We start from the raw sequence: 12,718 nt of genomic DNA on the forward strand, positions 1-12,718 counted from the left end.
TCAAAAAAGCAATATGTTACACGATGAATTTATAAAAGGAAAGGAGGTAGCCGGCATTAGCGGTAAATGCTGCTGATGTCGGAAGATTATGGCTGAATATTTATCACCAGGCGTATATGTAGAGGAATTTGATTCAGGCGGAAAGCCGATGGAAGGCGTTGGTACAAGTACAGCCGGTTTTATCGGCCTTGCAGAAAGAGGGCCGGCGGAAGGCATTCCGCAGCTTGTTACCAATTTTGCGGATTTTAAGAGGAAGTTTGGCGGATATCTTTCTGAAAATGAGTTTGGAGAATACCGATTTTTATCCTATGCAGTGGAGCACTTTTTTGTAAACGGCGGTTCCCGATGCTTTATTTCCCGTGTGGCCCCTGGCGATGCGAAGGCTGCACAGGCCAGAGTTCCGGCTCAGGATACGGTACTTCGAGTACAGGCGAAAAATCCCGGATTGTGGGGAAACAGCATGAGTATTGTGGTAACGCCGGCAAGCAAGGCAAAAACCCAGATTCTGGAAGAACTTCAGACTGCCGATGGCAAACAGTATTCGGTTAAGAGTTCTGCAGGCTTTAACGAGGGAGATGTGGTTGTATATAAGGACATGACCAATGTGGTGTACAACCGTGTGGTTAAGAGCCAGGATAATATTATTGTATTTGAAAAGGAATTTGAGCAGGATGTTGTGGACAAAAACCTGCTGCCTTCCAAAGTGATTTCCACCTGTGAATTCAATCTGGAAGTGAAGTATGACGACATTGTGGAATTTTATGAAAATCTGTCTTTCAATGTGTCTATCCCCAATTATGTTGAGAAGAAGACAGCAAAGTCAGATCTCATTGAAGTGAAGTATGTGGGAAGCGCCAAAAGTGAAGCGGTGGCTCCTTTTGACGAAATCGCCGGAGAAGATCCGGAGAAAGCATTCTGCGTGGTTAACTTGAAGGGAGGAAGCAACGGTTCCGTGTCCAGTATCAGCGCCGCAGATTTCATCGGCGTAGATAAGGGGGCAGGGAAGCGTACCGGTATTCAGTCTTTCCTGGATAATGACAATGTTTCTATTATGGCGGTTCCAGGCGTGGTAGACCCCAATGTGCAGTTAATGCTGGTGGCTCACTGCGAGAATCTTGCCAGCCGTTTTGCGGTACTGGATATGCCCAGAAATGCGAAAAAAATGGATGACATTATTGCTCATAGAGAAATTGTGGACAGCAATTATGCAGCCATGTATCATCCCTGGCTGGAAGTATTTGATCCCCTGGATAAGAAAAATATGGCGATTCCGCCTTCTGGTTCCGTTATCGGAATTTATGCCCGCAGCGACAATACCAGAGGAGTACATAAGGCTCCGGCCAATGAAACGGTACGGGCATGTGTGGGACTGGACTGCCAGTTCAACAAAGGTGAGCAGGACATTCTGAATCCAAAGGGAGTCAACCTGATTCGTTCTTTCACGGGACAGGGCATCCGTGTATGGGGCGCGCGTACAGCAAGCAGCGACGGAAGCTGGAAATACATTAACGTCCGCCGTTTGTTTATTTTTATTGAAGAGAGTATTAAGGCCAATACCAACTGGGCGGTGTTTGAGCCAAACGATGAGGTATTGTGGGTACGTGTGAAACGGACGATTGATGTGTTCCTGACAGGGCTCTGGAGGAATGGCGCTCTTGCAGGCTCGGCGCCTTCGGAAGCATTTTTTGTCAACTGCGGCAGAAATACCATGAGTCAGGATGATATTGACAACGGAAGACTGGTCTGCGTGATCGGCATTGCACCGGTGAAACCTGCAGAATTTGTAATTTTCAGGATTTCACAGAAAACAGGTGATTCCGTATAAAGAATAACACATTTCTCTGAATGAAAGGAATTGGAAAGGAGCGTTGTGAGGAGATGGCAAGTACTCCATATGGAAAGTTTAGATATAAGGTGGAAATAGACGGTCTGGAGGCGGGCGGTTTTTCCGAGGCATCCGGATTCGATGCGTCAATTGATGTCATTGAGTATCGCGAGGGCGATATGGTACAGACGCCTATGAAACTCCCAGGTCTGAAAAAATACGGAAATATTACGTTAAAGAAGGGCGTTGCAGATTCCATGGTAATGTATGAATGGATGATTGCAGGCGTGGAAGGCGAAGTGGAGCGTAAGACAATTACTATTACGATTCTGGATGAAACCGAGACAGCTACCGCCTCCTGGCAGGTAATCAATGCATGGCCTGCAAAATACACAGCACCGGATTTCAGTGCGACAACTTCTGATGTTGCCATTGAGTCCCTTGAAATTGCCCATGAGGGAATGACCAGAGTTTCGTAAGAATTAATTCTGTTGCGTTGTGACTGGCAGGTTACATAAATTTATGCTCCGGGCATTGGGAAGACTGTCCGGAGCAGACAGGAAAGTAAAGGTAAAAAAATGTTTGAGACAGAATTTTCTTTTGTTCTGCCTAAAGGCTATGTGGACAGGGATGGAAATCTCCATCGGGAAGGACGGATGCGTCTGGCTACGGCAGCAGATGAGATCATACCGCTGCGCGACCCAAGAGTGCAGCATAATCCGGGTTATCTGGTCATTATTCTTCTTTCTCGTGTGATTACCAGCCTGGGAACCATGCCTGCGGTGGACACGAAAGTGATAGAAGGGCTGTATACGCCGGATCTGGCGTACCTGCAGGATTTGTATGAAAGGGTAAATCAGGCGGAAGTGCCTGCATACCGTACCGTCTGCCCCCACTGCGGGGAAGAAATTACCGTGCCTGTAAATTTTATGGAAGCCGGGCCATAAATGTGTATCCGGCGGACAAAATTTATGAGGAGGCGGCTTTTATCTCCTATTATGTGCATTGGAGCAGGGAGGAGGTTCTGGAACTTCCCCATCGGGAACGGCTTCGCTGGTGCAGGGAGATATCGGAGATTAACAGAAAAGTCAGCCATGAACAGCCGGAAGATGATATTTTCCGGATATAGACGGCGGGACAGAGGTGAAAAGAGATGGCGGCGCAGGATAATCTTGCAAAACGCACAAAATTCAAAGTGATATTAAACGGGATGCCTCTGGGATTTTCCAAAGTATCCAATATATCTGCTACCATGGAATTTGAGACGGTGCCTGAGGGCGGGGTAAACGATAGAGTTCATTACCTGCCGAAACCGCGCCAATCCATGGATAAACTGATTCTGGAATATGGCATTGCCAGCGGAGAACTGACCCGCACTACCCTGACAGCAGGGTATGAATTGAAAAAAGGGATTGTCATTATGGTTATGCCAGAGTCAGGAATGGTTCCCACAGCCACTTATCAGGCCAACTGGGGTATCGTTACCAAATGGGAGATTGACACGCTGGACGCCATAAGCAGCGGTCTATTGATTAAAAAAGTGGAAATTTCACACAACGGACTGACGGAAACGATCAATAAGTTCGGAATTTAGATTCGAATTACAGAATTGGATGTTAAGGGGGACCCATGCTAAAGTTGCGAAAGCCTTTTTTTCAGAACATACAGCTTCATATCGGACAGGATCTGCTACAGAAATTATGGGATAAATACGTTCAATCTTCCGCGCCGGAATACGAAAAGATTCAGTTCGTTTATCTGAACAGAGAAACCGGACAGGAAGAAGAACAGGCCAGACAGATACAGATTTTCGTCAGTTTTTTACTGAAAAACAAAATGCTGCAGATGGGAACGGAGAAATATCCGTCTTCTCTGGCTTTTGGAATCCGGCGGATGGAAACCAGCCTGCGCCGGGTGGAAAAATATTGCCTTACTCAGTTAAAAGGCAGAAATTATACCATGTTTCGGAATATGAACCGTTATATGAAGCTGCTGGAACAGGAAAAAAAGGAGCGCAGACGCTATGAGGGCTGGCAGAAGGAGCATCAGGAAATTGAAAAACGATGGGAAGAATACCGTCTGCTTTCTCTTTTTTCCGTACAGGTCAGAGAATTTTTGGAAAAGTATTCTTCCCCAACAGCCGGGATGACAGAAAGGGAGCTGCTTGCTTCTCTGTCTGAAACAGAATACCACAAATTGGTGGAAACTTCTGTCTGGGAGAAGCGTGAAGAATTAATCGCTTATCTGAAAACCTGTGACGAAGTACAGTGTCAGCGAATGGTGGAGCGACTGAAAGAAGAAACAACCCTTTGCAGGAACCTTCTCAGGAAAGCAGGACTGCCGGAGGCGGGAAGAAAGGAAAAAAGCCTGTCGGAAGAAAGGGAATCCCAGGAAAGAACTACCAGGGAAAGGTTTACAAAATTAAAATTTGCAGGGAAAAAATATGCAAAACTAAAAGGCGGAAGGTCAGAAGTACCGGAAAAACCAGAGCAGGAAGAATCTGCGTTATGGAAGATTTTGAAGACTGTGGAGGGAAAGTTGGCAGGCGAAAAGCTGTCTGATATGGCGAAATTGTTTGAGCGAAGGGAATTCCTGTTGTTTTACCAGCAGGTGGTGGAGCCGGAACAGGAAGACAGTACGATAACAGTCTGGAAGAAAAGCCGTGAAGAAATGCTCTCTTATCTGGAAAGTATAACTTCCAGGATGGTGAAGGGAGGGGATTCAGTAACGCCTGACATACCGGAAGCGGGGTTTTTGCAGCAGGTGCGGGAACAGCTTGACATTTTTTTCCCGGAGCAGCGGCTGCAGCTGGAACAAAAACAGATGCTGGAGTGGAACAGAAATTTCCGGGAACAAATTTCTTCTATGATAAAGGAAGAACCCTTTACAGTTCTTGCAGATGTGGCGGAGAATTGGGAGGAACCATCTCAGCTGGTTCAAAAGCTGGAACAGACTGTACAATTGTGGAAGGAACAGCTCAGGCAGCGGGAAGAACAGGTTTTTGAGAAATACCGGGAACAATACCAGGAGGTATTGCAGAAAGAATTTCTGCAGAGACGAATTTTGCAGAATAATGTAACGAAGAAAGAAATTCCAGAGAAAGAAACCGGTGAAATTTCCCATCAAGATCATACAGAACATTTCATGGAAATGGTTTTCCAGACCTGGTATCGAGAAAGAGCCGGGCAGGAAGATATGACGGAAGATGAGATTCAGAATATCTGCAGGTGGAGCCGAATGCTTCTGGAAACATCCGGTTATATGGATTCCATCGGGGAACCGGAGTATGAGGAAGAACTGGAATACCTGATGGAACAGGTCAGCCGCAGAATGGACAGCTGGGAAATATACGGAGAAACTGAATTATTGCTTCGAAGTGGCCGTCAGCTAAAAGAAGCGGAACGAGAAGAAACCGGGAGAATGCTGGATTATATCCGTGAACTGGAAGGGGAGCGGAGAGAAGAATTTGTCAGCAGGCTGGCGGATGCAGTATTGCTCTGGCATCAGACAAATATTGTCCGGGAAATTATAGAAGAGCAGCAGGGAAGAATTGTGGAAAAACAGAAGACGAATTCCCTTGCTGAAAGGCAGGATCAGGAGAAAAAGACAGAGGGAATGTCAGAGTTTCCTTTTCATGATTTACAGTTTCTGCAATCGGAAGAAACAGGTGCGGCAGGCGTACCTTACCGGGAATTGTGGGAATGGGGTGAATCTCTGTTATTTCATCCGGAACAGGGACAGGAATGGGAGAATGGTGACATTCTGCCTGGACAATGGCAGAATGAACGTTTTCTTTCTCAGAATGAGAGTCAGGAAGATTTGCAGATTCAGCTCATACGTCATCAGATAGAAGGGGCAAAAGACAAAAACAGCCTGCAGCAATTGATGGTGCAGATGAATCACCAGACAGAAGACAGGTTTCATCTTGTATACGCGGACAGCCAGCTTGATATGGTTCCAATTCAGAATCTGTTGCGCCATATTCGGACTCTGGATGAAAAACAGTATGGAATTCTGGTAAAAGAACTGTCCAGGATTACAGAGATTCAGTGGGCCATGTATGGGGAACAGACTGGAGAACAGACAGTTCTTTCGATGGAAAAATATGATCCAGAGATTTCGCTGGAGCATAAACAGGAAGCAGCGCCATATAAGATGTCTGTTCCGTTTGAGGGGAAATCAGAAGAAAAGCAAAGCCTGCCAGAGAAGGCACAAAACCTGCCGGATCTGGAAAAAACCAAAACAGTCAGATATTCTGGGAGCGATGCATATCCTGGACTGATCTTTTATATTCAGGGATATGAAAGGCAGCGTCGTCTGCGGATGCAGGAGTATACCAATAATATTCTGTTTTTGGATGAGAGAGGGGAAGAACATCTGCTTTTGAATAATAGTTCTGCCGGCATACACAACAGGAGTGAAGGAATGGAGGATGAGAGAGGGGAAGAACATCTGCTTTTGAATAATAGTTCTGTCAGCATACACAACAGGAGTGAAGGAATAGAGCAGGTTTCGGAGCCTGTGCCAGAGCATGAACCTGTGATACAGAACAGGAATTTTTGGGGCTATGGCCGGGAACTGGATAGTCAGTTTATGACGAAACTTACATATTCCACGGAGAAAAATCACATATCGGATCAGGAACAGCGCTGGGCAAAAACACGCATGCAGCAGGAAACCATGCAGATAAAATCGGCTCAGGCTCAGTTAGATCAGAAGCTGAAAGAAGTGGAAGCGGAACTTAAAAAAGTGGAAAACGCCGCCCAGGCAAAAGAGGATGTCAGGGCATTTGCAGAGCAGGTGAAAAAGCATCTTTACGAGGAACTCCATGTGGAGAAGCTGCGCAGGGGACTGGTTTAATGCAATGACCTTGTACAGGAAGTGGGAAAGGAGGAATTTCTTTGGGGCTTACAAAGGCAAAACTGGAAATTGAAAAAGAAATTGGAGTGGATATTATTAATGTGCTGTTTAACCCTTCGGAATACCAGCTTACAGACAGTGCAAATTATTCAGAAAAGAAGGTACCCGGTCTGGATGGACCTCTGTTCCAGTATATTTCCGGAGAGGCCACAGAGCTGTCTTTAAACCTTTTTCTGGATACTTATGTACCAAAGCAGCCGACATCACTGATTTCTTTTGGCACTCCGCCGACATCCACGGATGTTTCGGCTATTACGAAACGGATTGCAAATGCAACTTCCATTGATGGAAGCCTGCACCGTCCTCCGGAAGTTACATTCCGGTGGGGTTCTCTGAATTTCAGAGGGATTGTCACAAGATTCAACCATACTTATACCATGTTTACAGAAAGTGGTATGCCAGTGCGGGCAAAAGTCAGCCTGACCTTTAAATCTTTGATATCACCGAATGACAAGCGCAGGGCGTCTCCTTTTGAATCTCCGGACCGCACCAAATACCGTACCATTCGTCAGGGAATCGGTCTGTGGGATATTGCCAGTATGGAATATGGAGATCCGGATATGTGGAAAATGATAGCCAGAGAAAACGGAATTCTGAATCCACTGGACGTCAGGCCGGGACAGGTGGTAAAACTCCCGGCTCTTTGAAAGGAGACAGATTATGGCAACCATTACAATGGCCAGTCTGGCGATGAAATATAAAGATTTCAGGGTGCCTGCGCTGAAGGTTAAAAGCGGCGGTTTTGACCTGATTGGGGAATCTGACTATGCAGTGGAATCTGTGGAGGTAACTCTTTCCCAGACTGCAGCCAGTGCGGCGGTAATCAAGCTGACAAATGTGTATGACCTGGAAACCCGTAGCTTTCGGAGTGATGTCAGTTCTGATTTTATTCTGGGGGAACTGGTGGAAGTGGAAATGGGGTACGGTTCTTCTCTGACCTCTCTGTTTTATGGATATGTGGATGAGATTACCTACGAGCTTTCCGAAAATCCTTCCATTCGGGTGACAGCAGTGGACGTGCGGAGGATGATGATGGGGAGCAAAAAGAGCAATATTTCTCATCAGGTCAAAAGTTATTCCGACGCGTTTAATGAAGTGATAAAAAAATACAAACCGGCTTATAAGTCAAAGAATGTGGATGTGACCGATAAGCTGGAAACGGACTGCATTCTCCAGAATGGCAGCGATTATGAATTTATCAAAGAGGAGCTATGTAAAAAAGCGAACCGGGATTTTTTTGTGCACGCGGGAAACGTTTATTTTAAGGAGATCACTGCGGAATTGTTTTATACGGTAGAGCTGGAATGGGCAAAGGATATTATTTCCTTTCAGCGGAGAGCGTCTTTTCAGGACTTGGTGATAAAGATTATGGGACAGGATGTGGATAAGAAAGAAGAAGTTACAGCAGAGGTAAAGGTAAAGGCAGACGATAAGCAGAAATCCCTGGTGCAGAGTGAGAAAACAGAAATGAACGCCAGCGTGGAGGATAACAATGATGCGAAAAAAATTGCGGATCATAAGGCAGACGAGGAAAAAAAGCAGGCCAGACAGGCCAGCGGAGTGTGTATTGGAATCCCTGAAATTCAGGCGGGCGGACGGGTGAAAATCAAAGACGGAGACGCCGAACTGATTGATGGCACATATGATATCATGGAGGCCAAGCATATCTTTAGCGGGGATGGCTATCAGACGTCTTTTGAAGTGGGAGGCTGGAAACGTTGAATTTTTATGACGAACTGTTGTCAGATAAAAAAAAAGACAAGACATATCCTGAGGTCACTGCGCCGGGACTTTTGAATGCCATTGTGAAAGACATCTGGGATGAAAACCACAAGGGCATGATAAAAGTGGAATATCTGATGGGTGAGAAAGACAAAAAAACTTCTGACTGGGTAAGAGTCATGACAGGTTATGGCGGAGACGGATTTGGCAATTACTGGCTGCCGGAAATCGGTACAGAGGTGCTGGTGGGCTTTATCCATGGAAACATGAATATGCCGGTAGTGTTGGGGTGTCTGTGGAATGGGAAAGACAAGCTGCCGGAAGAGGCAGCCAGTGAGAAGAACGAGACAAAGACTGTTATGACAAAAGGCGGACATAAGATTACCTTTATCGAGACAGAAGGTAAGGAAAAAATTACGGTAAACACCCCAAAAGGACTGGAGATTCTGCTGGATGATGAAAATGAAACCATTCAGATACAGGATAAGGGGAAAGAAAACAGTCTGGCGCTGGACTGCAAAAACGGCGCCATGGCATTGAAGGCAAAACAGGAAATTTCCCTTACCGTAGGAACAAAAGAGACGCTGAAAGCAGATTCCAATGGAGTTAAGATTATCGGCGGCACCATTCAGCTAGAAGCCCAGCAGAGCCTGAAAATGAAGGGCCAGAGTACATCTGTAGAAGGAACCAGTATAAAAGTAAAAGCCGATGGAGAACTGGGACTGCAGGCTTCGGGAATGGCTCAGCTCAAGGGAAGCATGGTGAAGATAAATTAATAATTGCCTTGAGAACAGTTGAGAGGGAACCTTGAGAGTATAAGAGGAGGAGACCATGGATCAGAGAAACGGAGTAAAAGCATTTCTTGGAACAGGCTGGAAATTTCCCGTTGAAATTGACGGAGCCACCGGACGGATTAAAATGTCTTCTAACGAAGACAGTATCAGGGAATCTGTGCGGATTATCATAGGAACCAGACCAGGAGAACTGCCCATGCATCCGGAATTCGGATGCAGAATCCGGGACTATACCTTTGAATCAGCAGATTATACCACCCTGTATTCCATGAAAACGGAGGTGGAACACGCTTTAATCCGCTGGGAACCGCGGATTACAGATATACAGGCGGAAGTCAGCGACGAACAGATTGATCAGGGGCTTCTGATGATTTATGTCAGTTATGTAATCCGTTCCACCAACAGCCAGTATAATCTGGTGTACCCTTTCTATATCAATGAGGGAGAATGAAAACCGGAATCAGAGATTTGAAATAAGAGAGGAACAGCCATGAATATTCCCCAAATAGAGAAAATGTCCAAAGAGGACATCATCAGCTATATGAGAAAATGTGCAAAGCAGTATGTTCCGGAGTGGAGATATGATGAGGAACAACCGGACGCCGGAACTGCTCTGATATCCATATTTGCTGATATGATGTATGACAATATTAAAAAATTTAATATGTCCGCAGCAGGAGATTTGTTCTCTTTTTTTGACGGAGTGAATGCAAGACTTCTGCCTGCCAGTCCGGCAGAAGGATTTGTGGTGTTCGGGCTGCCGGAAGGGTATTTTGGTGAATCAGAAGTTTCCTTTGGCACCAGGCTGCTGGCAGAATCAGAGGGAGAGCAGCTTGTGTTTGAAACTCAGGAGGAAGTACTGGTCCGCCCCATGGAGCTGGAACGGATCTTTCTGGCAGACCCCGGAGGAGATGGGATTTATGAGCTGTTTCACAGACAGCGTGATGCTGTGCCCTCCTTTTTTCTGTTTCAAAATGGGGAAGAAAACCTTCAGCGTCATCTGATGTTTTTCTGTTTTGGTCAGGAGCTTGCAATTTCAACCCATGCAGACGCCCGGCTTTCCCTTATTCCTGTCAGGAAGGGAAAGGAAGACAGTTTTGGAGAAGCTCTCTGCGATTCGTCGCGTATACGTTTTTATTATGGTATTGGAGAGGAAGAAGGATATCGTAATATTACGGATTATACATATGAGGACGGAAAACTTTGTTTTCAGATTCCCGGTGGGGCTCATGGGCTTGCTCCGATGGAATCATTTTCTTCCATGTATGTGATTTATGCGGAAATACTGGATGCAGATTTTTTCTCCGAAATTTATCTGAAAGAAATGTCTCTGGGCACGGAATGCCTGAGGCAGAGACCAGAATTTATCCATGTAAACGGGACGGATCAGGAAGTTGAAGAATTTCTCGCCTTTGGGGAGCATCCGTCTGTTTATGATGAATTTTACATAGGAAGCGGAGAAATATTCGGAAAACCGGGAGCCCATATCCGGATGGAGTTTGATCTTGATTTTGTTAAGATTCCCATAGAGGAAATTGCGTCCGGTGTGAAAATAGCCTGGAAACGGATTATGCGGAAGCAGGAATTTGTGCCGGAAGAAGAGTATGATATCACGATACGGGAGGTTATATGGGAATATTACAATGGATTTGGATGGAAACGCCTTGGAGTGTCCAGTCAGTATGGAAATATTTTTACAGCCGGTGAGGGACTGCGAGGGGTACGCAGACAGATGGAATTCACCTGCCCGTCAGATATCTGCCGTGTACTGGTGAATTCAGCGGAAAATTACTGTATTCGTGCCAGAATCATTCGCATGAACAATGCCTTTAAAACAAAGGGCGCCTATGTGGCTCCTGTGGCCGGAAATTTTTCCCTGAGTTACAGCTATCTGGAAGCGCCCCTTTATCCGAAAGCCATGTTTCAGCAGAACAATATGGAACTGACAGAGTATCAGACAGAGGATATGCAGAAAAAAGGGTTTGCGGTTCCGGCATGCAAAGCAAGAACAGAAGAACAGAAAACATGCTATTTTGGTTTTGGACAGCCGCCTGCCGGAGGCCCGCTGAAACTGCTGTTTGTCATGCATGATACACTGCAGAATCATTGGTCGGGACTGAAATGGGAATACCTGTCCACAGAAGGATGGAAAGAAATGCATCCTGCTGACAGTACGGAAGGATTTGCCCATACAGGGCTGATTTCCTGGTATGGGCGTAGTGATATTTGCCAGGAGCTGTTGTTTGGAGAAAACCTGTTCTGGATTCGGCTCAGTGACAGAAATGGGCGGAAACTGGATGAAACTCCGGGAAACTGTCCCAAAATCGAAGGAATTTATCCTAATGCAACTACAGTGGTGGGGATTGAGACAGTAGAGGAAATCTTTGGTATGGAACCTCGTATGGAGGAAAAACAGATACAGCTCTCTTATGGAGACATTTCCCGGCTGGAGGTTCATGTTCTGGGAAAAACAGATTATCGAAATGGCCCCGGACAGAGCCGGGAGCTCTGGACAGAAGTGGAAGAACTGGGGCCGGCCAGCGGCAGCAGAAAGGAATATACTGCAGATCGATGCAATGGTATTCTGACTTTTCCAAAATATATGAATGCGTCGGGACGCAACGAACAGGGCGAGATTGAAATATATGTAAAATATGGATATTGCCGGGGAGAAAAGGGTAATGTAAAGGCCGGGGAAATTAGCCGCCTGGACAGGACGGCAGGTTTTATCAACAGTGTATTTAATCCTCTGGATGCAGTATGTGGTCTTCCGGAAGAAAGTGTAATGGATGCAGTGAGCAGAAATGCCAGTTTGCTGCGTCATGGCAGACGATGTGTCTCAGCAGAGGATTATGAAGATATGGCGCGGGAGGCGGCGCGGGATATTTGCAGAGTAAAATGTTTTCCAGGCTGCGATGAAACAGGAAGATATCAGCCAGGGGCAGTAACTCTTGTGGTGCTTCCGGGAAGTTATGGAGAAAGCTGTTACAGTTTTGAGCGAACCAGAAAAAAGATTTACGAACATTTGTTTAACCATATGGATGAAAATATTATAAATCTGGGGCGGTTTCATATTGTAATGCCGGAACTGATTCGGCTGGATGTGAAGGTAGTCCTGGAGCTGGCTCAGGAAAAGGAAATTTTTGCCGCTACAAAACGGATAAGAGAAGAACTGGAGCGTTTTCTGGATCCGCTTCATGGAAATTTCTATGGGGATGGATGGGAAATCGGTACTCTGCCGGATAAAAATCAGATTACCCACGCATTAAAGCAGGTGGAAGGCGTAAAATATATCAGCCAGCTTACCCTGCGCAAATACCGCAGCGGCAGGTTTGAAGAATATGAAGTCAACGAAGAACGGCTTCTGCCTTTTTACCGCCTGCCAAAGAGCGGTTTTCACGAAATAGTGGCGGAACCCTGAGAATGAAAAGACAGAACAGAGGAAAAAGGAGTACAG

11 protein-coding genes are annotated in these 12,718 nt (G+C 45.9%); all 11 read left to right on the plus strand.

Annotated features, from left to right (window positions below; translation table 11 throughout):
• Positions 1–88: 88 nt before the first annotated feature.
• The 11 genes from E5329_RS08675 to E5329_RS08725 all read left to right on the plus strand — a co-directional run bounded on the left by E5329_RS08675 (position 89) and on the right by E5329_RS08725 (position 12,682).
• A complete protein-coding gene (locus tag E5329_RS08675) occupies positions 89–1,825 on the plus strand; it encodes a phage tail sheath family protein (protein WP_135989174.1) in 1,737 nt (578 codons plus the stop codon).
• Between the two features lie 53 nt (positions 1,826–1,878).
• Complete coding sequence (locus tag E5329_RS08680) at positions 1,879–2,304, plus strand: phage tail protein (RefSeq protein ID WP_135989175.1); 426 nt, start codon at positions 1,879–1,881, stop codon at positions 2,302–2,304.
• Between the two features lie 99 nt (positions 2,305–2,403).
• Positions 2,404–2,772, plus strand: a complete 369-nt coding sequence (locus tag E5329_RS08685; protein WP_135989176.1) for a phage tail assembly protein — start codon at positions 2,404–2,406, stop codon at positions 2,770–2,772.
• A gap of 2 nt (positions 2,773–2,774) precedes the next feature.
• Entirely contained in the window at positions 2,775–2,954 is a 180-nt protein-coding gene (locus E5329_RS08690) for a DUF6760 family protein (protein ID WP_275443131.1), read from the plus strand.
• Positions 2,955–2,978: 24 nt separating this feature from the next.
• Positions 2,979–3,419, plus strand: coding sequence for a phage tail protein (locus E5329_RS08695; RefSeq protein ID WP_135989178.1), 441 nt, complete (start codon positions 2,979–2,981; stop codon positions 3,417–3,419).
• Between the two features lie 35 nt (positions 3,420–3,454).
• Positions 3,455–6,685: a hypothetical protein gene (locus E5329_RS08700; protein WP_135989179.1), complete on the plus strand. Its 3,231-nt coding sequence runs from the start codon at positions 3,455–3,457 to the stop codon at positions 6,683–6,685.
• Between the two features lie 41 nt (positions 6,686–6,726).
• Positions 6,727–7,392 carry a CIS tube protein gene (locus tag E5329_RS08705; protein WP_135989180.1) on the plus strand — a complete coding sequence of 222 codons (666 nt, stop codon included), beginning with the start codon at positions 6,727–6,729 and terminating at the stop codon, positions 7,390–7,392.
• A gap of 13 nt (positions 7,393–7,405) precedes the next feature.
• Complete coding sequence (locus tag E5329_RS08710; RefSeq protein WP_135989181.1) at positions 7,406–8,467, plus strand: phage late control D family protein; 1,062 nt, start codon at positions 7,406–7,408, stop codon at positions 8,465–8,467.
• The gene (locus E5329_RS08715) at positions 8,464–9,243 is read left to right on the plus strand and encodes a phage baseplate assembly protein V (protein WP_135989182.1); all 780 of its coding nucleotides are present in this window, start codon (positions 8,464–8,466) and stop codon (positions 9,241–9,243) included. The genes E5329_RS08710 and E5329_RS08715 overlap by 4 nt, the downstream gene beginning before the upstream one ends.
• Before the next feature lie 55 nt (positions 9,244–9,298).
• Entirely contained in the window at positions 9,299–9,712 is a 414-nt protein-coding gene (locus E5329_RS08720) for a GPW/gp25 family protein (RefSeq protein ID WP_135989183.1), read from the plus strand.
• Between the two features lie 39 nt (positions 9,713–9,751).
• On the plus strand, positions 9,752–12,682 hold the full coding sequence (locus E5329_RS08725; RefSeq protein WP_135989184.1) for a baseplate J/gp47 family protein: 2,931 nt from the start codon (positions 9,752–9,754) through the stop codon (positions 12,680–12,682).
• Positions 12,683–12,718 lie beyond the last annotated feature (36 nt).

Origin of the sequence: Petralouisia muris (assembly GCF_004793545.1) — a bacterium.
Classification (GTDB): Bacteria; Bacillota; Clostridia; order Lachnospirales; family Lachnospiraceae; genus Petralouisia; species Petralouisia muris.

Coding starts and splice junctions, on each gene's coding strand:
- E5329_RS08710 (WP_135989181.1), top strand. CDS start 7,406: ATGGCAACCATTACAATGGCCAGTCTGGCGATGAAATATAAAGATTTC.
- E5329_RS08680 (WP_135989175.1), top strand. CDS start 1,879: ATGGCAAGTACTCCATATGGAAAGTTTAGATATAAGGTGGAAATAGAC.
- E5329_RS08720 (WP_135989183.1), top strand. CDS start 9,299: ATGGATCAGAGAAACGGAGTAAAAGCATTTCTTGGAACAGGCTGGAAA.
- E5329_RS08725 (WP_135989184.1), top strand. CDS start 9,752: ATGAATATTCCCCAAATAGAGAAAATGTCCAAAGAGGACATCATCAGC.
- E5329_RS08695 (WP_135989178.1), top strand. CDS start 2,979: ATGGCGGCGCAGGATAATCTTGCAAAACGCACAAAATTCAAAGTGATA.
- E5329_RS08700 (WP_135989179.1), top strand. CDS start 3,455: ATGCTAAAGTTGCGAAAGCCTTTTTTTCAGAACATACAGCTTCATATC.
- E5329_RS08685 (WP_135989176.1), top strand. CDS start 2,404: ATGTTTGAGACAGAATTTTCTTTTGTTCTGCCTAAAGGCTATGTGGAC.
- E5329_RS08675 (WP_135989174.1), top strand. CDS start 89: ATGGCTGAATATTTATCACCAGGCGTATATGTAGAGGAATTTGATTCA.